The following is a 21,759-nucleotide window of genomic DNA, read 5'->3' as shown; positions in this document are numbered from 1 at the left end:
CTGACCGGTCCGCCCTGGGCTTAGGATGGGCTCCCGCCCCGAAATTGGGCATTGAAATGCCCGGCTTCGCGTTGGGCGTGGCCCGCGCTGACGCGCGGGCGCGGCATTTGCGGCGCAGGATCAGCCCTGCAACATGTCGCGTAGCCTATTCAGGATCGCCTTGTCCTCGGGCTCGTATTTTGCAGTCCGGCTGCGCCACAGGGTGGCCTGCGAATTCAAGACCAGCCCCTCGTTCAGAACCTTCAGGTGGTTCGCGCGCAATGTCTCACCCGTGGATGTGATATCCGCAATCATCTCGGCGGTCTCGTTTTTGACCGTCCCCTCGGTGGCTCCCTGGCTATCCACCAGCTGGTAATCCGCGACACCGGCATCTGTCAGGAATTCCCGGACCAGGCGATGGTATTTGGTCGCGATCCGCAGGCGATGGCCATTGTCTGCACGGAACCGCGCCGCCACTGCATCCAGGTCATCCAGACCATCCACATCGATCCAGAACTGAGGAACCGCCAGGATCAGATCCGCGTGACCAAAGCCAAGCGGTGCCATCTCTTCAACCTGCTGCTCCCAGCGCGGCAATTTTTCCTGCACCAGATCTGTACCCGTAACGCCAAGATGAATGCGACCCGCAGCCAGTTCGCGCGGCACCTCACCGGCGGACAAGAGCACAAGTTCGACACCGTCGATCCCGTCCACGCGCCCGGCATACTCGCGATCCGACCCAATCCGCGTCAAGGTCAGCCCGCGTTTGGCAAACCAATCAAAGGTCTTTTCCATCAGCCGCCCTTTGGACGGCACGCCCAGTTTCAGGCTCATTGTACGTCCTCCTCAAGCAGCAACATCAGGTCGGGGCGCAACACGCCACCAACAGCGGGGATCTCGCTCCCCTGACCCAAGCGGCGGGTCAGCGCATCATAGCGCCCGCCGGTGGCGATGGCTGGCAGATCGGGACGTTGGTTCGCATAAAAGCCAAACACAAAGCCGTCATAATATTCCATTGACGTGCGGCCATAAGACGCCTCGAAATCGAGATTTTCCACATCAATGCCACGCGCGCGCAATGCAGCCACCCGCACATCCAGACGATCCAGCGCCGGAGAGATCTGCGGCAGATCCACCGCGACATCCCGCAGATGTTCAACCGCAAAGGGGATTGTCTCACGCACGGCGAGAAGTGTTTCCAAGGCCAGGATCTCATTCTCGGCAATTGGCTCAAGAGCCGCATCCGCGCGCAATGCCTCTACGCGTGCATCAATATCGGAAACCCGGCGTTTGCCGATCAGAGGCGCTGAGCCCGACAGCGGCCCCTCGGTTGACAGGAGCTTCTTGCGATGATCGCTCATCGGCACACGCCCGGCAAAGCGATCCAACAGAGCTTTGAACCGGCGTGGGCGCCAGAGGTGGCGCAGCAATGCCGCCTTGCGCAGTTCGGAGGTCTTGAGCCCCTGTACCGCCGCCATCAGAATGCCGATGTCTCCGCAGGCCGCCCGGACAGGTAGGTTGCGCATCTGCATTGAGATCAACGCAAAGACCTCTGCATCTGCAGCCGCTGGGTTCTCACGATCAAAGACCTCATAGCCGACCTGCACATATTCGTTTGATCGGTCCGGGTCATGTTCCTGACGGCGGAAGACTTCACCGGCATAGGTATAGCGCGCAGGCTCTGCGCCCTGACGCATGTGCATCTCAACCACCGGCACGGTGAAGTCCGGGCGCAGCATCTGCTCCCCACGCAAAGCGTCGGAGGTCACATAAGCGCGGGCCCGGATGTCCTCACCATATAGGTCCAGCAGGGTTTCCGCGGATTGCAGAATCGGCGGATCGACCACCTGGGCGCCTGCCGCCTCAAAATCCATCCGCAGCCGTTTGGCGCGGGTCAATACATCAGTAGGGTTCGCCATGGTCACTGGTCCTGACTATCGAGGATTTCACGCACTTTTGCGACCAGCTCTGCGCGTTGCACGGTGAACTGGCTTGGGCGTTCTTTCCACTCTTCCAAAGTGGCGTTTTCTGCGATTTTGGCCCCAAGGATCAAATCCTTGATCTGGATGATCCCTTGCGCCTTTTCGTCGCCGCCTTCGATCACCGCAATGGGCGAGTTGCGTTTATCCGCGTATTTCAGCTGATTGCCAAAGTTCTTGGGGTTACCCAGGTAAACCTCGGCCCGGATCCCCGCATGGCGCAATTCCGCAACCATGGCTTGATAATCAGCCATGCGGTCGCGGTCCATCACGGTCACCACAACAGGGCCGGTTGGCGTCGCGGCCAGACGTCCCTTTTCGCGCAGGGCGGCCAGCAGACGGTCCACGCCAATCGACACCCCCACCGCAGGCACTTCCTGTCCAGTGAAGCGTTTGACCAGGCCGTCATAGCGCCCACCACCAGAGACCGAGCCAAACTGACGTTTGCGCCCTTTCTCATCCAGGATTTCAAAGGTCAGCTCTGCCTCAAACACCGGACCGGTATAATAGCCAAGGCCGCGTACAATGGAGGGATCAATCAACACACGATCCGCGCCATATTGCGAGGCGGCCAACAGGTCGCCGATCTGTTCCAGTTCCGCGATACCATCTTGGCCAACCTTGCTGTCGCCCACGGCGTTGCGCAGATTTGCCATGGTGCCTGCCACGTCATCCGCTTTGGACGTCAAAAAGGCGATCACCGGATCGGCCTGCGCTTCGCCCAGCCCGACACCGTCGATAAAGGCACCCGAAGCGTCCAAACGCCCCTTGGTCAAAAGCTCGCGCACGCCGGCCTCGCCCACCTTGTCGAATTTGTCGATTGTCCGCAGCACGTCGTCCCGTTTGGGATCATCCTCAGCAAGGCCCATGGCCTCCAACACACCATTCAGAACCTTGCGGTTGTTCACGCGCACCAGATAATCGCCACGTGGAATCCCAACGGTTTCCAGCGTGTCCGACAACATCATGCAGATCTCGGCATCGGCCGCCATGGACGCGGTGCCAACCGTATCGGCATCACACTGATAGAACTGGCGATAGCGCCCCGGTCCCGGCTTTTCGTTGCGCCAGACCGGTCCCATTGCATAGCGACGATAGGGCGACGGCAGATCATTGCGGAACTGGGCATAGACGCGCGCGAGCGGCGCGGTGAGATCATAGCGCAGGGCCATCCAGTCGCCCTTGTCCCCCTCATCCGCTTCTTGCCAGGCAAACACACCCGCATTGGGGCGATCCACATCCGGCAGGAACTTGCCCAAGGCTTCGACTGTTTCCACGGCCGAACTCTCGAGCGCATCAAACCCGTAATGATGGTAGACACCCGCAACGGCCCGCAGCATCTCTGTGCGTTGGGTCACCTCTTCACCAAAATAGTCACGGAACCCCTTGGGCGTCTGCGCCGTGGGGCGGGGCTGTTTCTTGGCTTTGGCCATAGTGGCCTCCTCGCAGGTGTCGTTATGTTACGACCGGCGGAATAGCCCATGCGCCCCCGCGCGGCAAGGAGGAGCTGACACGGTTTCGCCCTTCAGGTGTCCGCCGCACCTCCAAAGACAGCCGCCCGCAGCTGATATCCAGACGCGGGCGGCGGTTCTTTCACCGGTTTCGATGGCCTGTTCAGGCCGCGCGACCCATCGCGACCGAGGTCGCGCCGCTCCCCTCGGACGGCAGCTGGAAGCTCTGAACCATCTGCGCAAGATTGGACGCATCCGATGCCAGCATATGGCCGGCCGCTGTGGTCTCTTCGACCATTGCCGCGTTTTGCTGGGTGACTTGGTCCAACTGGGTTACGCCCATATTGATCTCTTTCAGACCGGTCGACTGTTCAGATGCCCCTGTGGCAATGTCAGACACCAGCTGCGAGATATGGTTGACCTGCACCACGATATTGGTGAGCGCATCTCCTGCCCGGCCAACCAGATCAACACCTTGGCGAACCTGACGCGAACTTTCGCCAATCAACTGCTTGATCTCGGTTGCCGCTTCTGCCGAACGCTGCGCAAGCGCTCGGACCTCGGAGGCCACAACCGCAAACCCACGGCCTGCTTCCCCGGCCCGCGCCGCTTCGACACCGGCGTTCAAGGCCAACAGGTTGGTTTGGAAAGTGATATCGTCGATAACGCCAATGATCTTTACGATCTGGTCAGAGGACTGCTCAATCTCGTTCATCGCACTGACCGCGTTCTGCACAACGACACCGCTGTTTTCAGCTTCCTTGCGGGCCTCCCCCATGATGCCTTCAACCCGGCGTGCGCCCTCAGCCGAAGACGTTACAGACTCGCCCAGCTGCTCCAGCGCTGCTGCGGTTTCTTCCAGCGTTGCGGCCTGGCTTTCGGTCCGGTGGGACAGATCATCAGCGGCCTGGCTCACTTCGGATGCACCGCTTTGAATGCTGGCAGAGGCCTGCACAACCTGCGTCAGCGACTCGCCCAGGGTCAGCACTGTTGCGTTAAAGCTTTCGCGCAAAGTTTCATATTCCGCCGGGAACGCCTTTACGATTGTGCAATCGAGATCCCGGTCAGCCATGCGTCCCAGGTGACTGTCGAGTTCAGTAATCACCAGTTTGCGTGCGGCTTCCTTCTCTGCGAGAATATTCTCGGCGTCCTGCAGCGCGATGCGGGTCTGATCCATCGACCGGCTGAGCTGGCCCATCTCGGTCTGCGCTTCGACATATGCAGGGACGAAATCAAACTCCTTGTGCGCCAAACGGTCCAGATCTTGCTGCACGGTGCTCATCTGTTCGTTGAAGGTCTTCAGCAAACGGGCACCAAGACCCAGACACACAAGGCCGGACGCCAGAATCAGCACACAGTCAATGATCACACCGGTCAAAGCGCTATTTCTGGAGGTCACAGCTTTGCCGGTCAGCACAGCGGCCATGTCTTCTTCGATCTTGTGCATATAGTCGATCCACTGCGTCGAAAGACTGAACCACTCAGATGCGGTCATATAGCTGCGTTGTACCGCCGGTCCTTCGCCATCAACCTTATCGATGATGTCCTTCAGCCCGATTTCAATAGCGTGCTCCTTTAGGTTTAGCCCGGGAATATACTCGCTAAGGACGGACTGGGCCCAGTGCAGCTGCTCAAACTCGGCGGCACCATAAGCGACAAAATCGTGGTAATCCTTCAGGGTACCACCCCCTTCGGAAAAAACCGCGGATCCCGCTGACCGCTGCTTGGCCGCCGCTTCCTTCGCCAGATCAAGCGCGACAACACCCGATGAAATACTTACAAGCTCCGGGTCCTGTTGGTGCAACAACTCCAGCGCAGCTTCATCCAGCAAAGCCGCAATCGCCTTTGAATAGGCCAGCTTGACATCGCGCCCTTCTATGGCACGGCTATCGATCTTGTCCCTTATTTCGGCAAGGTTCAGGTGGTCTTTTAGGATCCCTTTGGCCAGATCATGAACGAGGTTTATGTCCTCATCTACCTTGGTCCGTGCCTTTGATAGGTTTTCCTTAAATTCCGCATCTCCGCTTTTCAGGTAGCCAACGCTTTGTCCCCGTTCGACCTGCAAATAGTGCACGAGGTCCGCAATTATCAGAGCCTCATGGGTCGTGTGAACGGTTTCACGCGCGTCCAGATATTCCCGAAAGTCACCATAAATCTTGAGCCCGCCGACAAACAATAACGCCATCGCTGGCACCGCGATCAACAATCGCACGAAATTTCGTAGTGTCATATTCAACATCCCCTGTTGAAACTTCAAATCAATCGTTACGCACTCGCCAATGCGAGTACCTGCGCAAAGTCGCGGCGAGCTCTTTTGCCAACGGAAATTCTGGACCTGGTGGTTCCGTCCAAATCCATTTTCCGAGGGCACAACCCATGCGCAAACAGTTGCAAAACCGTAATTCAAATTTTGAAACGGTATCTTCGCATCGTAAAAATAAGATCTTTAAACTCAGTTAAAGGATCGAAAAGCAATTAAATAACAGAACATTAGATTGGGAAGTCCAATTTTATGATGCATTAAAAATTCATCTTATTGCCAAAAAAAACGGCCCCCAAAACATGGGAGCCGAATCGTGTTTTTGATCTTGGATCTGAGCGCGTCAGAGGCCGATGTGGGTGCCCAGGGCTTCCATATCTGCCAACAGTTTTGCCGCGTCACTGACGAGGTCGTGCTGTTCGTTGTCTACCGCTTCCTTATGCGCTGCACGTGCCTCTTCGATAAAGGCATCCAGTTGCTCACGGGTCAGCTCAGAAGTCAGGATCGCTTTTTCGGCAAGGACCGACAGGCCCTCTACGCCGATTTCCGCGAAACCGCCTGTGACCACATATTCCGAGTTTCCTTCCGGGCTTTCGACCTTCAGGAGACCCGGGCGCAGTGTGGTGATGGTCGGCGTATGCATCGGCATTGCCGTCATGTCGCCTTCCGCGCCAGGGATCACAACCGCGCTCGCCTGGAGCGAAGCTAGGCTTCGCTCGGGGCTTACGAGGTTAAATTGCATGGTGTCAGCCATCGGGATACTCCTTAGGCCGCTTCAGCAGCCATTTTTTCGGCTTTTGCGAGCACTTCATCGATGCCGCCAACCATGTAGAAGGCGCCTTCGGGGAGGTGGTCGTATTCGCCAGCAACAACCGCTTTGAACGACGAGATGGTGTCTTCCAGCTGAACTTGAACACCGTCAGAACCGGTGAAGACTTTTGCAACGTCAAACGGCTGCGACAGGAAACGCTGGATCTTACGGGCACGCGCAACGGTCAGCTTATCCTCTTCGGACAGTTCGTCCATGCCGAGGATCGCGATGATGTCTTGCAGCGACTTGTAGCGTTGCAGGATCTGCTGAACGTCGGATGCCACTTTGTAGTGCTCTTCACCAACGATCTGCGGGTCCATCAGACGAGAGGACGAGTCGAGCGGGTCAACCGCCGGGTAGATACCCAGCTCGGAGATCGCACGGTTCAGAACGGTTGTCGCGTCCAAGTGAGCAAAGGTTGTCGCAGGCGCCGGGTCGGTAAGGTCATCCGCGGGAACGTAAACAGCTTGGATCGAGGTGATCGATCCGTTCTTGGTCGAGGTAATACGTTCCTGCATCGCACCCATGTCGGTTGCCAGTGTCGGCTGGTAGCCCACCGCCGAAGGAATACGGCCGAGCAGAGCCGAAACCTCGGAGCCCGCTTGGGTAAAGCGGAAGATGTTGTCGACGAAGAACAGAACGTCGGTACCGGATTGGTCACGGAACTGTTCCGCCAGGGTCAGACCAGTCAGAGCAACACGGGCACGCGCACCCGGAGGTTCGTTCATCTGGCCGTAGACCAGTGCCACTTGGCTCTCTTCCAGGTTATCAGGTTTGATAACGTTGGATTCGATCATCTCGTGATAGAGGTCGTTCCCTTCACGGGTCCGCTCGCCAACACCGGCGAACACGGAGTAGCCCGAGTGCACCTTTGCGATGTTGTTGATCAGTTCCATGATCAGAACGGTCTTACCAACGCCCGCACCGCCGAACAGACCAATTTTACCACCCTTGGCGTAAGGCGCCAGCAGGTCGATAACTTTGATGCCGGTCACGAGGACTTCGGATTCAGTCGACTGTTCCTTGAACTCAGGCGCTTCCTGGTGGATCGCGCGGGTCTCGGTCGCGTTAATCGGCGCGCCCTCGTCCACGGGCTCACCCACAACGTTCAGAATACGACCCAGGGTCGCGTTCCCAACAGGAATGGTGATCGGTGCGCCGGTGTCGACAACTTCCTGGCCACGAACCAGACCTTCGGTCGCGTCCATAGCGATGGTACGAACGGTGTTTTCACCCAGGTGCTGGGCAACTTCCAGAACCAGTTTCTTACCGTTGTTGTCGGTGGTGATGGCGTTCAGGATCGCGGGCAGTTGGTCGTCGAACTGGACGTCTACAACGGCGCCGATGATCTGGGTCACCTTACCTTTTGCATTTGCCATTTTATGGTCTCCGGTTGTCTCTTAGAGCGCCTCAGCGCCCGAAATGATTTCAATCAGTTCGCTGGTGATCACAGCCTGACGCGAGCGGTTGTACTCGATTGTCAGCTTGTCGATCATTTCGCCAGCGTTCCGCGTTGCGTTGTCCATCGCACTCATCCGCGCGCCCTGTTCAGATGCGCCGTTTTCCAGAAGCGCCGAGAAGATCTGAGTGGCCACACCACGCGGCAGCAGATCGGCCAGAATGGCCTCTTCGCTGGGCTCGTAGTCATATTCGGCCGAAAGACCTTCGTCTTCGCTCGCCTCATAAGAGGCCGGGATGATCTGCTGCGCGGTCGGGATCTGGGTCACAACGTTCACAAACTCCGAGTAGAAGATCGTTGCAACGTCGAATTCCCCGGCATCAAACCGTTCAAGCACGTCTTTTGCGATGCCCTGCGCATTGGCGTAGCCAACCGATTTCAGGCCGGTCAGGTCCACGTGACCAACAAACAGGTCTTCGAAATCGCGTTTCAGAGCGTCGCGGCCTTTTTTGCCAACCGTGAGCATCTTCACGGTTTTGCCTTCGGCTTTCAGCTCATTCGCCTTTTGACGCGCAAGTTTCGCGATGTTGGAGTTGAAGCCGCCACAGAGGCCGCGCTCCGCCGTCAGAACGACCAGGAGATGAACCTGATCGCTGCCGGTGCCCGCAATCAATTTGGGCGCGGTATCGCTGCCGCCGACCGAAGCCGCCAACCCCGACATCACGGCGTTGAACCGCTTGGCATAGGGACGTGCGTCTTCAGCAGCTTCTTGGGCGCGGCGAAGTTTCGCCGCGGCCACCATTTGCATGGCTTTTGTGATCTTCCGAGTGTTTTTCACACTCTGGATCCGGTTTTTAAGGTCCTTGAGAGAAGGCATGTCCTACTCTCTCCTTATGCGAAGTCAGCTGCGAATTCGTCGAGAACAGCCTTCATCTTTTCAACGGGCTCGCCCTTCTTGAACTTCGGATCTTCGGTTTGGATCCAGTCCAGGAAATCCGCCTTTTTGGCGCGCAGGAAGGTCAGAAGCTCTGCTTCAAAACGGCCTACGTCCTTGACGTCGACTTTGTCCAGGTAACCGTTGGTACCTGCAAAGATGACGCAAACGATTTCTGCGTTGGTCAGCGGCGCGTACTGCGGCTGTTTCATCAGCTCGGTCAGACGTGCACCACGGTTCAGCAGCTGCTGGGTTGCGGCGTCAAGGTCGGACCCGAACTGAGCAAACGCAGCCATCTCGCGGTACTGAGCCAGCGACAGTTTCACCGGACCGGCAACCGAAGACATCGCATCAGTCTGAGCCGAGGAGCCCACACGCGAAACCGACAGACCGGTGTTCACAGCAGGACGGATACCTTGGTAGAACAGTTCGGTTTCCAGGAAGATCTGACCGTCGGTGATCGAGATCACGTTGGTCGGAATAAACGCGGAAACGTCGCCACCTTGGGTTTCGATGATCGGCAGCGCGGTCAGCGAGCCAGCACCGAAGTCTTCGTTCAGCTTCGCAGAACGCTCCAGCAGGCGGGAGTGGAGGTAGAAAACGTCACCAGGATAGGCTTCACGGCCCGGCGGGCGGCGCAGCAGCAGGGACATCTGACGATAGGCAACCGCTTGCTTGGACAGATCATCATAGATGATCAGCGCGTGGCGGCCATTGTCACGGAAGTGCTCGGCCATTGCGGTCGCCGCATAAGGCGCCAGGAACTGCATCGGTGCCGGGTCGGACGCGGTTGCGGCCACAACGATGGAATATTCCATCGCACCGGTTTCTTCGAGCTTTTTAACCAGCTGCGCAACAGTCGAGCGTTTCTGACCAACAGCAACGTAAACGCAGTACAGTTTCTTGTACTCATCGTCGCCTGCGGCTTCGTTGTAAACTTTCTGGTTCAGGATCGCGTCCAGAGCAACGGCAGTTTTACCGGTCTGACGGTCACCAATGATCAGCTCACGCTGGCCACGGCCGATCGGGATCATCGCGTCAACGGATTTCAGCCCGGTTGCCATCGGCTCGTGAACCGATTTACGCGGGATGATGCCAGGCGCTTTGACGTCTGCAACGCCACGCTTTTCCGAAACGATCGGACCTTTGCCGTCCAGCGGGTTACCCAGACCGTCAACAACGCGGCCCAGCAGACCGTCACCGATCGGAACGTCCACGATGGATTTGGTGCGCTTTACAGTGTCACCTTCTTTGATGTCGCGGTCGGACCCGAAGATAACAACACCAACGTTGTCAGCTTCCAGGTTCAGGGCCATGCCCATGATCCCGCCCGGGAATTCGACCATCTCGCCGGCTTGGACGTTATCCAGACCGTATACACGTGCAATACCGTCACCGACGGACAGCACGCGACCGATTTCGGCCACCTCTGCTTCTTGACCAAAATTCTTGATTTGGTCTTTCAGGATCGCAGAAATCTCTGCAGCTTGGATACCCATTTATCCGACCTCTTTCATTGCATTCTGTAGGGAGTTGAGCTTGGAGCGGATCGAGCTATCGATCATCTTCGAGCCCACTTTAACGACGAGACCGCCGATGATGTCTTTGTCGACACTTGCATCGATGGTAACTTTCTTACCCACGCGATCGGCCAGCGTCTTCGCCAGTTTGTCGCTTTGGGCTTTTGTCAGCGCCTTGGCCGAGATCACTTCGGCGGTGACTTCACTGCGGGCCTCCGCCAGACGTGCACGCAAGGCCTGGATCAGCGCAGGCAGCACAAACAAGCGGCGTTTTTCGGCCATTAACGCCAGGGTATTGCGAACAGTGGGATCAATTCCCATCTTGTCAGCGACCGCAGTGATTGCGGCCCCTTGTTCATCACGGGAAACGACCGGGGAGTTGATCAGATCCGACAGGTCTTGGCTGTCGGCCAATGCGGTGGCCAGGTCGTTGATGCTGGTTTCAAGACTGTCGAGAGACTTGCTCTCTTCCGCGATCTCAAAGATCGCGGTTGCATAGCGCGCGGCAATGCCTGCGGAAATCGAAGCTGGTTCGGACACGTCCACCCTTCCGATATTTAGGCCCCGGTTGGCAGGCATAAAGCGCGCGTCCGGGGGCGTGAGTGAGCACCCCGGTGTTGCAGGGCATCAAAATCAGCGTGGATGTAGCAGAGCGTTACCAACCTATCAACTGCCTTAAATTCTTATTTCATTTCGGCGATGCACGTATTTTCAATGAGTTAGTAAAACTGCGACGCTTTTACCCAAGAATTATCCTTGAAAAAGATCTCTGCGAGTCGACATTTTTCGTGAACTGCTCTCGCTAACACGCCCGAAAACTGTGCGGTGATCGTAAAAAGCTGTCTTTTTCTCACGCATTCCGGGAATCAGCGAACTACGACCTTTGTCTACCCCTGCCCGGCCTTCCAGGCGGGCTCCGGTATCGGATTTGATAATCCTTCAAGCACACGAATGCGGCTTGGCGTTTCAGATTTGATCCGATTTCCCGACTGCGGGTAGTTTTGCTTCCGCACTTCCACCATAAAAACGCCGCCTGCCAAAACGGTTGGAAGCTTGCGGCCGAACCGCTCAAACAAACGCCCTGAACGCAACCAGAACCGTTGTTCGCTCGGCGGCAGATACAACGACGCGAAATGGCTTTCGATTTCAAACTGATGGCTGCGCAGCTGGCTTTCCAGCTGACCCAAGGTGTAGGGCCGCCCAAATCCAAACGGCGTGCGGTCAGACCGCACCCAAAGACCTGCACGGTTTGGCACGATAAACACCGCGCGCCCTCCGGGGCCAAGCACCCGCCAGCATTCATCCAGCAACCGGGTCGGCCGCTCCGAGGTTTCAAGACCATGCATGACCACCAACCGGTCCACATGCCCTGTTTCAAGCGGCCACATCGTTTCTTCGCACAGCACCGAAACATTGGGCTGACCGGCGGGCCACTGCATCACCCCCTGCGGCCCGGGCATCAAGGCCACCACGCGACGCGCCGACGTGAGGTATGGGCGCAACAAAGGGGCTGCAAACCCAAACCCTGCGATCGTTTCACCTTCAGCATCTGGCCACAATTCCATCAATCGCGCACGGATCGACGCCTGTGCGGCGCGACCGAGTTTGCTGCGATAATAGAAGTTCCTCAAATCTTGAACGTCCAGATACATTGCAGCCGCGCGCTCCTTTGGCCAAACTGGGCTTAGTTTAGCAATCCTGAGACGAATGACCATGCCCCTGGAAATCGTAACCCTGCCCTGTCGCACTGATAATTACGCCTTTTTGTTGCACAATGACGAAACAGGCGAAACCGCTTTGGTGGATGCCCCGGAAGCTTCCCCCATAGAATCTGCGCTGGACGCACGTGGCTGGTCACTGGATTACATCCTGATCACCCATCACCATTTCGACCACATCGACGCTGTTGATGCGTTGAAAGCACGGTATCGCAGCAAAGTGATCGGCGCGGCTGCGGACGCCCACCGCCTGCCTGCACTGGACCAAAAACTTGTCGATGGCGAGGTGGTTTCGATCCTCGGCGAAGACATGCACGTTTTGGATGTCTCAGGCCACACCGTGGGGCATATTGCCTTTCACTTCCCGGCCTCAAACGCGGTCTTCACGGCTGACAGCCTGATGGCCCTAGGCTGTGGTCGTTTGTTTGAAGGCACCGCGAAACAGGCATGGAACAGTCTGTGCGCTCTTGCCAGCCTGCCAGAAGAGACTATTGTGTATTCAGGGCATGAATATACACAAGCCAATGCAAAATTTGCCCTGACAATCGAAGCAGATAACCCGGCCCTGATTCAACGCGTCGCTGACATTGATGCAGCCCGCGCCAAGGACCAGCCAACGGTGCCATCTTCACTGGCACTCGAACTTGCCACCAACCCGTTTCTGAGAGCCTCCGCGCCCTCAGTAAAATCGGCAGTTGGCATGAAAGATCAAAACGCCCTCGCCGTGTTCACCGAGATTCGGCGACGAAAGGATAATTTCTAAGCCCGGAGGTTCTGGCACTCAGTTTCCTAACGTTTTGTGACCATAAAATGTGAGAAACCTCTTGAAGCTGCCGCCAGATCAACCAAACTCTAATAATATGGAGACAAGGTTGTACGAGGGATCCGCGGTTAATAGATGCCAGAAGGCACTGCAACGACCCAGGAACCAGCAACCCAAGACAGAGGAGCACGCCCGTGCCTTCATTCTCGAACACGCTTGAACAGGCCATTCACGCAGCGCTCGCGCTGGCGAATGAGCGTCGTCACGAATTTGCAACCCTGGAACATTTGCTTCTGGCCTTAACGGACGAGCCCGACGCCGCCCGTGTCATGCAGGCCTGTAGCGTCGACCTAAGTGAATTGCGAAGCGCCCTGCTTGAGTTTGTCGACGAGGAGCTGGCCAATCTGGTGACCAGTGTCGAAGGCTCCGAAGCGGTGCCAACCGCGGCCTTCCAACGGGTCATCCAGCGCGCAGCCATTCACGTACAGTCCTCCGGACGAACCGAAGTGACCGGTGCCAATGTTCTGGTTGCCATCTTTGCCGAACGCGAAAGCGACGCGGCGTATTTCCTGCAAGATCAGGAAATGACCCGCTACGACGCGGTGAATTTCATTGCCCATGGCGTAGCCAAGGATCCAGCCTTCGGTGAAAGCCGCTCGGTCAGCGGATCCGAGGACTATGAGGAAACCAGCCAGCAGGCACAACCGACCGATAGCGGTGACAAAAAAGAGAGCGCGCTGGCGAAATACTGCGTCGATCTCAATGAAAAATCTCGTGACGGTGACATCGATCCGCTGATCGGCCGCTCTCACGAGGTGGAGCGTTGCATTCAGGTTCTGTGCCGCCGTCGCAAGAACAACCCACTGCTGGTAGGCGATCCCGGCGTTGGCAAAACCGCCATTGCCGAAGGCCTCGCGCGCAAGATTGTTCAGGGCGAAGTGCCCGAAGTTCTCGCTGCAGCCACCATTTACTCCCTTGATATGGGGGCACTTCTGGCAGGCACGCGGTATCGTGGTGACTTTGAAGAGCGCCTCAAAGCGGTGGTGACCGAGCTTGAAGACCACCCGGACGCGGTGCTGTTCATCGACGAAATCCACACCGTGATCGGCGCGGGCGCAACCTCAGGCGGCGCGATGGATGCGTCAAACCTTCTGAAGCCTGCGCTTCAGGGCGGCAAACTGCGCACCATGGGATCCACCACATATAAAGAGTTCCGCCAGCACTTCGAAAAAGACCGCGCCTTGTCCCGTCGTTTCCAGAAAATCGACGTGAACGAGCCTTCGGTGGAGGATTCGATTGCAATTCTGAAAGGGTTGAAACCCTATTTCGAAGAACATCACTCGATCAAGTTCACCTCGGAAGCGATCAAATCCGCCGTAGAGCTGTCGTCGCGTTATATCAACGACCGCAAGCTGCCGGACAAAGCGATCGACGTGATCGACGAAGCCGGAGCAGCCCAGCATCTGGTGCCGGAAAGCAAACGCCGCAAAACAATTGGCGTAAAAGAGGTCGAAGCCGTTGTGGCCAAGATCGCGCGCATTCCTCCTAAAAGCGTCTCCAAGGATGACGCCGAAGTTCTGAAAGATCTGGAAAAGAGCCTAAAACGGGTGGTCTTTGGCCAAAACGATGCCATTGATGCGCTCTCCAGCGCCATCAAACTGGCCCGTGCTGGCCTGCGCGAGCCGGAAAAACCAATCGGCAACTATCTGTTTGCGGGCCCCACGGGCGTTGGTAAGACCGAAGTTGCCAAGCAGCTCGCGGATCAGCTGGGCGTAGAACTTCTGCGCTTTGACATGTCCGAATATATGGAGAAACACGCGGTCTCCCGTCTGATTGGCGCACCTCCGGGCTATGTCGGCTTTGATCAGGGCGGGCTTTTGACCGACGGCGTCGACCAGCACCCACATTGTGTTCTGCTTCTGGATGAGATCGAGAAAGCGCACCCGGACGTCTTCAACATCCTGCTGCAGGTGATGGACAATGGTCAGCTGACCGATCACAACGGCCGCACGGTGAACTTCCGCAATGTGGTGCTAATCATGACCTCCAACGCCGGTGCCGCCGATATGGCGAAATCAGCAGTGGGCTTTGGTCGTGATCGTCGAGAAGGCGAAGATACCGCCGCGATCGAACGCACCTTTACGCCGGAATTCCGCAACCGTCTGGATGCGGTGATCTCCTTCGGTGCCCTCCCGAAAGAGGTGATTCTGCAGGTGGTCGAGAAATTCGTCCTTCAGCTCGAAGCACAGCTGATGGACCGCGACGTTTCGATTGAACTGACACGACCAGCTGCCGAATGGCTCGCCGACAAAGGCTATGATGAAAAAATGGGAGCGCGCCCATTGGGCCGCGTGATCCAGGAACACATCAAAAAGCCTTTGGCCGAGGAGCTTCTGTTCGGCAAGTTGACCAAGGGTGGATTGGTCAAAGTTGGGATCAAGGACGGTAAGCTGGATCTGCGTATCGAAGGCCCTGACAAGCCACGTATTTCCGGCAAAAAACCTCCGCTGTTGACCGCGGATTGATCTGATGAAACAGGCATGGGCGCTTGCCTGCGCAATAGCGCTCGCCTCCCCCCTGGAGGCGAGTGATTTCTCGTTGGACTGGCCCGTGGAGTGCACCTTGGGTGACACCTGCCACATCCAGCAATACGTGGACCACGACACAGGCCCCGGCGCGCAGGACTTCCTGTGCCAGGGACTTTCCTATGACGGCCACAAAGGCACCGACATTGCCCTGCCAACACGGGCAGAGATGGAGGCCGGTGTTACAATCCTCGCGGCAGCACCGGGCACTGTGGCGGGCCTGCGAAATTCCATGCCTGACGCAAGGTTTAGCGAAGAGACCGCCGCACAGGTCCAGGGCCGCGAGTGCGGCAATGGCGTGGTGCTGAAACACGCGGACGGCTGGGAAACCCAATACTGCCACATGAAACAGGGATCCGTTTTGGTCCAACCGGGACAAGAGGTTTCGGCGGGCACACCCCTTGGTGAAATCGGCCTGTCCGGCCAGACACAGTTCCCTCATCTGCACATCTCGGTCCGCCACAACGGTACGGTTGTGGATCCATTTGCGCCTTCGGGTGTCGAAGCGACATGTGCGCCGCCATCTGAAACGCTTTGGTCTGACGTTATTGCATATGAACCAGGCGGCTTTCTCGCTTCCGGTTTCAGCGCCTCCGTACCCGACTATGATGCCATTCGCCAAGGCACCGCAGCGCAGGACCGGCTCACAGCAACTTCCCCGGCTCTGGTCTTCTGGGGCTACGCTTTTGGCGGTCGCCTCGGCGACCAGATCGAGCTTGTGATAACAGCGCCTGATGGCGGGGAGTTTGTGTCACACATCGAAGAGCTGCCCAAACCACAGGCACAGTATTACCGCGCCGCAGGCAAGCGGCTGCGCACCGACAGCTGGCCGCGTGGTAACTACATAGGCACCGCCAGGCTCCTGCGCGCTGGAACAGTGATCGACCAAACCTCCGCAACGATTTCCGTGCAATAGAAGATCGCGCCTGCCTTGCTCGTCAGAGCAAGGCCACGCCCAACCGATGCGCAGCCTCCGTCAGGAGGTTGCACGCAATGGGCGGGAGCCCTGCCCCCTACCCCAGCTGATGCCGTCCACAGATCAGCGTTCGGTGAATTTCAGTTCAATCCGACGGTTTTGCGCACGTGCCTCCGGCGTATCCGCCGGGTTTACAGGCTGGAACTCCCCAAAACCGTTGGCTGCCAGCCGTTCAGGTGGCAATCCAAGGACTTCAACCATATACCGTACCACCGACAACGCCCGGCCCTGACTCAACTCCCAGTTGTCGGCAAACTTCGGGTGGTTGATCACCGGATCATTATCCGTATGCCCATCCACCCTGATAATCCAGTTCAGTCCCGGCGGAATATCAGCCGCCACGCTTTGCAGGATCCGCGCCACTTTGGCGATCTCGGCCCGCCCGGCACCCGACAGGTCCGCGCTCCCCGCGTCGAACAGAACTTCCGATGCAAAGACAAAGCGGTCGCCCTGAATCCGCACCCCTTCCTGATTGCCCAGAACATCCCGCAACCGGCCAAAGAACTCGGATCTATACCGCGCCAGATCCGCGCTCTCCGCTTCCAGTGTTTCCGCCTTCAGGGCCAATGCGGCCTTCTCCTCTTCCAGCCGCTTGCGCTCAGCCTCTTCCAACAGACGGCGTTTCCGCTCCTCAGATGCCGCACGCGCCAATGCGGCGTTCAGATCCTGGCCGAGGCTTTGCAATTGCACGGATTGCGCCACATCGCGCGCCTCGTAATCATCCAACAACGCCTGAAGGCTACCCAATTGCTCCCGCAGTGCTGCAACCTGCTGGTTCAACAGGGCTGTCTCCCTCTGCGCGTCCAACGAGATCGCCTGCTCATCCGCCAAAGCTGCACGGGCCTGTGCCAGTAAGGCCGCGCGTTCATCTGCCAGTGTTCGACTTTGCGCCGCCGCATTTTCAGCCGCGTCCTGACCTTCCAGCGCCGCCAAAAGCCGGGCCTGCAGCAGGTCTTCATCCTGCGCCGCTGCATTGGCGCGTTCCAACTCCTCCAGAGCCATCAGAAGGCGCGCTTCAATCTCGGCCCGCTGGTCCTCGGTTGAAGTGGTCGAAGCCCGCGCCGCCACCAGATCCGTCTGCGCCTGCGCCAATTGGGCTTCAAGACTTGCCTTGGCCGAGGCGAACTCGGTCTCGGCATCGGCCAGCTCCGCACGCAGGCGCTCTTCCTGCTCTGCCGCATTTGAGGCAGCCTCAGCCAGAGCTTGCTCATAGGCCCGGACCGCGCTGTCCCGGTCTTCATTCAGGCGGGCAATCTCTTCGTCAAAAGCGCTTTGCGTTTGCACGGACTCGGCGGCCTGCTGGGCCAGCTGACGCTCCAGTTCCTGCTGGATGCGCAATGCCTCTGCCTGCGCTGCATCAAGAGCGCCCTGCAATTGCTTCTGGCTCTCTGCGCCCGAGCTGCGGACACGGTCCAGTTCCGCCTCAAGAGCAGAGACACGCGCTGCCGCCTCGGATTGGGACACTTCCATCTGCGCCAGAACCCGCGTCAGCCGTTCGGCCAGGACATCGCGCTCTTTTGCCTGCGCCTTGGCTGCTTCCAACGTGCCCAGCGCCTCTGCCAGTTGGGAATTCAACTGACGACGTGCCGCATCCGCGGCCGCCAGAAGGGTCAGTGTATCCTCAGCCTCCTGGCGCTGCTGTTCCAGCGCAAGTGTCATGGCTGTCAACTCAGCGTCCGCATTTGCCAGCTTGTCCCGTAACGCTTGCGCAGCAGCGGCTTCAGCCAGACGGGCCGCCTCCTCTTGGCTCAACTGCTCCTGCAACCCCGCAATCGCCTCGGACTGGACGGTTCCCTGGGTTTCAAGATCCGCGATCAACGCTTCCAACGCCTCTCGCTTGGCAGCTGCCAGACGCGCGGTTTCGATCTGGGCATCAATTTCCTGTCGCGCGGTTGCCAGAGCAAGGCTCAAGGCATCCTGTTCGCTCACTAACTCGCTTTGACGGGCCTGAAGATCATCCCGTTCAGCCGCCAATGCAGAAACCTGACGCTCAGCTTCATCGCGGCTGGTGATCAACGCTGCGACCTGCGCTTCAAATGCAGTGATCCGGTTTTGCGCGATTTCCAGTTCCGAAGCTGTCAGATCCCGTTGCGCTGACACATCCGCCAATTGCGCCTGCGTCTGGCTGAGCAGCGACCGGGTTGAGTTCAACGTCGCATTCAGCGCCCCGAGCCGGGTTTCCAGCTCTGTCTTTTCCCGTTCTTCCAACCCCAGCGCCTGGGCCAGCGCACTGACCTCATCGGCAAGCTGTTCCAGACGGTTCTCCTGACCGGAAATCGTCTCTTCCTGCCCAGAAATTGTCTCGCGCAGGACAAACTGCACCATCATGAAAATGGTGAGGACGAACATCAAAACCAGCAAAAGGCCGGTCATCGCATCCACAAATCCGGGCCAGATCGAGGCCTGGAACCGCTGACCGGTGCGCCGCGACAGGGCCATGGGTTACGCCCCCTCAGACGGTGTCTGTCTCGACCGGCCTCGCGGAGTGGCAAACGCCTTGACCAACAGGTCGATATCCTTGCGCAGCTCTGCCAGGCTTTCCTGACGGCCCGCAGACATTTCCTCGAGGATCCGCAACATCTGCACATCAATCGACCGCAACCGCATGCGGCTTTCTGCATCGATGCCCACATCCCCCTGTGCCCGCAGAATTTCGGTCAGGGCCTCCTGTCCCACGGCCACGCGCTCAATCGCCGCAGAGACGGACTCGGTGCGGTCCTGCCGCTGGTTCATGTCGGAAATCACGTTGATCAGATCATTCATTCTCTGATCCAATTTACCTCGCGCCTCGGCCGTATCCATAAACATCTCTTGCAGCGCTTCCATCTGTTCGGCCATTGTGTCCAACACCTGGCTGACAGCTCCCCCTTCGCTGCCTGCATCCTCGGACGACAGGCTGACGCGGGTGAAGGAGGACAGCCATTCCTCCAGCTCACGGTAAAACCGGTTCTGCCCGTGCCCTGCAAACAGTTCCAACAGGCCAACGATCAGCGATCCCGCAAGCCCCAAAAGCGAGGACGCAAAGGCCACGCCCATGCCCCCAAGCTGAGATTCAAGCCCGCTCATCAAACGGTTAAAGACCGCAAGGCTTTCCTCTCCCTCACGCGGGGCCAGACTGCGGATGGTATCCACCACCGCCGGAACCGTGGTGGCCAAACCGTAGAATGTTCCCAGAAGGCCCAGAAAGATCAGGAGGTTCACGATATAGCGGGTAATCTCGCGGTCTTCGTCAATGCGGGTTGCGACCGAGTCCAGAATGGACCGGGTCGAAGACGAGCCAAGCTGCATCCGCGCGCCACGTGAGCGCAGCAAAGAGGCTAAAGGCGCCAGCATCGACGGCGGGCGGTCGCCGTCATAGGTTTCGCCGCTGGCAAAGCGTTCGATCCAGCGCACCGACCCGATCAACTGCACCACCTGCCAGAAACAGGCCAGCACGCCGACCACAAACACAAACAGGATAAACCCGTTCAACCAGGGGTTCGCCTCAAAAACCGGAAGCACCCGCGGCAGCGCAACAAAGGCTCCAAATCCAGAGAGCCCCAGCGCGATCAACATCATGATCACCTGCCGGACGGGTTGAGAAAACTGTGGCCTCGCCTCGCGCTCTTTTTGCGCCATAGGGTCTCGCTCCTGACACCTGTTACTGCTCGTTGTCCCGAGCCGAGCCTATAGGGAAAGAGCTTTCAGAGCCAAGTGTTTATCGTGCGTTTACGCCCTCAATTGCCGCACGCGCGCCGCCAACCAGTTCAGATCGTCATCTTCCAAGCCGATTTCAGCCAGATGCTCGGCCGTATTATAGAGATATTCTGTATTTGGCCCCCGTCCGCCGATGGCCCGTGCAATCACTTGCGCCTGGCTCTCCAATGGCATGCCGCCGCAGTACTGGACATGATCTGGGTCTATCACATAGGTCACCGCTTCGACCTGGCTGCCGTCCTCAAGCTCCACATGGAGATCACGTTCCACATAGGCCGAAGAAATCAACTCACGCTCACGCAGCTGCTCCAGCGTCACTTTTTCGTGTCCCGGCTCCACAGCCAAGGCCATCCCGGTGCAATGGGCGCCCTTGACCTCATCAAGAGCCAGAACCAGACCGGGGTTTTCCTCCGTCCCGCGATGGTGGATCGACCACATGCAGAAAGACCGCGCAAATCCATGCAAGGTTGCCGCGCGCTTCTGTGCCACCGGAAACCCCGGGTTCCACAGCAGCGATCCATATCCAAATACCCACATCGTCATGTCGTTACTGGTCCTTTCTGACTGCACCTTATAAACAGCATTTCAAAGCTGCGAAAAGGGGGGCGTGATATGCGCCGGGTGATCAATTGGCTGCTGGTGATCTGCGTTTTGTGGAGCGCCTACTGGGGCGTGGCAGCATGGGCCTTGCGTGAGGGCTTTACGGCCTGGTTTGCGGAACGTATCCGCGAGGGCTGGCATGCGGAATATGATGGGTTCGAAACCGCTGGCTATCCGCTCCACCATGAGACCCGCATCCTCAACCCGGTGCTGGCTGACCCGGGCACCGGAACAGCCTGGAGTGCAGATTGGATCGCCTTTCACAACGCGGCAGTTTCCCCTGCCCACCAGGGGCTGATGTTTCCCGCCACGCCTCAGCGGTTTTCCTATTTCGACAAAACCTTGACACTGACGGCCAAAGACATGCGCGCCAGCCTTGGACTTGCGCCCGGCCGTGCGCTGGCGCTTGAACATATGGATCTGGTGGCCGGCTCCTGGCAAATTGATACCGGGAGCGAGCCGCTCTTTGGCGGCCAGGCCGTACTGCTGCGCATGGCCGAGACGGACGACGGCGCGCGCTCCTATGACCTGCAGGGCAATATCCCGGAACTGGAGCTTCTTGGGGCCACGCGCAGGCTTCTGTCTGCCAGCCAAGGATTGCCGGAACATTTTGAGGCTCTGGAGTTTCGCGCAACCGCAACCTTTGACACCGCCTGGGACCGCCGCGCGCTGGAATTGCGCCGCCCTCAGCCCCGCCACATTCACCTGCAAGACGCCCGCGCCCAATGGGGACCCATGCTCCTGCGCGCATCAGGTGAGCTGAGCGTGGATGAAACCGGCCAACCCGATGGAGCGGTCACGCTTCAGGCCCAGGACTGGCAGCGCATGTTGACCCTGGCAGAGGAATCCGGCTTCCTGAACGCCAGTCTGCGAAACAACGTGGAACAGGTTCTGACACTCCTGGCCGGACGCGGCGGCCATCCTGACCGGCTCGAACTGCGGCTCACATTTGTACGCGGCAATATGATGCTTGGTCCTTTGCCTCTGGGGCCCGCCCCGCGCATTCTTTTACACTGATGCGGCCCGATTGGGCGGCTGCAGTCCCATTTGGCTGAAACAGGCTGCTGCTTGCCACCGGATGCGACCGC

General features: G+C 58.3%; 17 protein-coding genes. 4 read left to right on the top strand and 13 right to left on the bottom strand.

All coding sequences use genetic code 11. From position 1 onward, the window contains the following. Positions 1–120 precede the first annotated feature (120 nt). From hisG to ACXAEW_RS11585, 10 genes are all read right to left on the bottom strand, one after another. Positions 121–813, bottom strand: coding sequence for an ATP phosphoribosyltransferase (gene hisG, locus ACXAEW_RS11630; RefSeq protein ID WP_474941464.1), 693 nt, complete (start codon positions 811–813; stop codon positions 121–123). Beyond that, entirely contained in the window at positions 810–1,898 is a 1,089-nt protein-coding gene (locus ACXAEW_RS11625; RefSeq protein WP_474941463.1) for an ATP phosphoribosyltransferase regulatory subunit, read from the bottom strand. The genes hisG and ACXAEW_RS11625 overlap by 4 nt, the downstream gene beginning before the upstream one ends. A 2-nt stretch (positions 1,899–1,900) precedes the next feature. Next, positions 1,901–3,391, bottom strand: coding sequence for a histidine--tRNA ligase (gene hisS, locus ACXAEW_RS11620; RefSeq protein WP_474941462.1), 1,491 nt, complete (start codon positions 3,389–3,391; stop codon positions 1,901–1,903). A gap of 181 nt (positions 3,392–3,572) precedes the next feature. Continuing rightward, positions 3,573–5,639 (bottom strand): methyl-accepting chemotaxis protein, encoded by a 2,067-nt coding sequence (locus ACXAEW_RS11615; protein WP_474941461.1) that lies wholly within the window; start codon positions 5,637–5,639, stop codon positions 3,573–3,575. A gap of 373 nt (positions 5,640–6,012) precedes the next feature. After that, on the bottom strand, positions 6,013–6,423 hold the full coding sequence (locus tag ACXAEW_RS11610; RefSeq protein WP_474941460.1) for a F0F1 ATP synthase subunit epsilon: 411 nt from the start codon (positions 6,421–6,423) through the stop codon (positions 6,013–6,015). 11 nt (positions 6,424–6,434) lie between these two features. Then, the gene (atpD, locus tag ACXAEW_RS11605) at positions 6,435–7,859 is read right to left on the bottom strand and encodes a F0F1 ATP synthase subunit beta (RefSeq protein WP_474941459.1); all 1,425 of its coding nucleotides are present in this window, start codon (positions 7,857–7,859) and stop codon (positions 6,435–6,437) included. A 21-nt stretch (positions 7,860–7,880) separates the two neighbouring features. Next, the gene (locus ACXAEW_RS11600) at positions 7,881–8,756 is read right to left on the bottom strand and encodes a F0F1 ATP synthase subunit gamma (protein WP_474941458.1); all 876 of its coding nucleotides are present in this window, start codon (positions 8,754–8,756) and stop codon (positions 7,881–7,883) included. Positions 8,757–8,770: 14 nt separating this feature from the next. Next, positions 8,771–10,312 (bottom strand): F0F1 ATP synthase subunit alpha, encoded by a 1,542-nt coding sequence (gene atpA / locus ACXAEW_RS11595; protein WP_474941457.1) that lies wholly within the window; start codon positions 10,310–10,312, stop codon positions 8,771–8,773. Next, positions 10,313–10,873 carry a F0F1 ATP synthase subunit delta gene (locus tag ACXAEW_RS11590; RefSeq protein WP_474941456.1) on the bottom strand — a complete coding sequence of 187 codons (561 nt, stop codon included), beginning with the start codon at positions 10,871–10,873 and terminating at the stop codon, positions 10,313–10,315. A gap of 347 nt (positions 10,874–11,220) precedes the next feature. Continuing rightward, positions 11,221–11,985, bottom strand: a complete 765-nt coding sequence (locus ACXAEW_RS11585; protein WP_474941455.1) for a class I SAM-dependent methyltransferase — start codon at positions 11,983–11,985, stop codon at positions 11,221–11,223. Between the two features lie 55 nt (positions 11,986–12,040). Here ACXAEW_RS11585 and gloB point away from each other — a divergent pair, with 55 nt between their 5' ends. The 3 genes from gloB (at position 12,041) to ACXAEW_RS11570 (ending at position 16,315) form a co-directional block, all read left to right on the top strand. Continuing rightward, positions 12,041–12,814 (top strand): hydroxyacylglutathione hydrolase, encoded by a 774-nt coding sequence (gloB, locus tag ACXAEW_RS11580; RefSeq protein ID WP_474941454.1) that lies wholly within the window; start codon positions 12,041–12,043, stop codon positions 12,812–12,814. Positions 12,815–13,008: 194 nt separating this feature from the next. After that, the gene (gene clpA, locus ACXAEW_RS11575) at positions 13,009–15,339 is read left to right on the top strand and encodes an ATP-dependent Clp protease ATP-binding subunit ClpA (protein WP_474941453.1); all 2,331 of its coding nucleotides are present in this window, start codon (positions 13,009–13,011) and stop codon (positions 15,337–15,339) included. A gap of 4 nt (positions 15,340–15,343) precedes the next feature. Then, positions 15,344–16,315 carry a M23 family metallopeptidase gene (locus tag ACXAEW_RS11570; protein ID WP_474941452.1) on the top strand — a complete coding sequence of 324 codons (972 nt, stop codon included), beginning with the start codon at positions 15,344–15,346 and terminating at the stop codon, positions 16,313–16,315. Positions 16,316–16,438: 123 nt separating this feature from the next. Here the strand turns inward: ACXAEW_RS11570 and ACXAEW_RS11565 are convergent, their stop codons facing one another. From ACXAEW_RS11565 to ACXAEW_RS11555, 3 genes are all read right to left on the bottom strand, one after another. Then, positions 16,439–18,814 carry a peptidoglycan -binding protein gene (locus ACXAEW_RS11565; RefSeq protein WP_474941451.1) on the bottom strand — a complete coding sequence of 792 codons (2,376 nt, stop codon included), beginning with the start codon at positions 18,812–18,814 and terminating at the stop codon, positions 16,439–16,441. 3 nt (positions 18,815–18,817) lie between these two features. Beyond that, positions 18,818–19,993, bottom strand: coding sequence for a biopolymer transporter ExbB (locus ACXAEW_RS11560; RefSeq protein WP_474941450.1), 1,176 nt, complete (start codon positions 19,991–19,993; stop codon positions 18,818–18,820). A 90-nt stretch (positions 19,994–20,083) separates the two neighbouring features. Then, positions 20,084–20,614: a gamma-glutamylcyclotransferase gene (locus tag ACXAEW_RS11555; protein ID WP_474941449.1), complete on the bottom strand. Its 531-nt coding sequence runs from the start codon at positions 20,612–20,614 to the stop codon at positions 20,084–20,086. 69 nt (positions 20,615–20,683) lie between these two features. On the opposite strand from ACXAEW_RS11555, the gene ACXAEW_RS11550 reads away from it, so the two are divergent. After that, positions 20,684–21,688, top strand: coding sequence for a DUF2125 domain-containing protein (locus ACXAEW_RS11550; protein ID WP_474941448.1), 1,005 nt, complete (start codon positions 20,684–20,686; stop codon positions 21,686–21,688). Positions 21,689–21,759 lie beyond the last annotated feature (71 nt).

This window comes from Epibacterium sp. ABZ3_068, from assembly GCF_056159265.1.
Note: the sequence above shows the minus strand (reverse complement) of the source record. Positions and strands in the feature narration are given on the sequence as shown.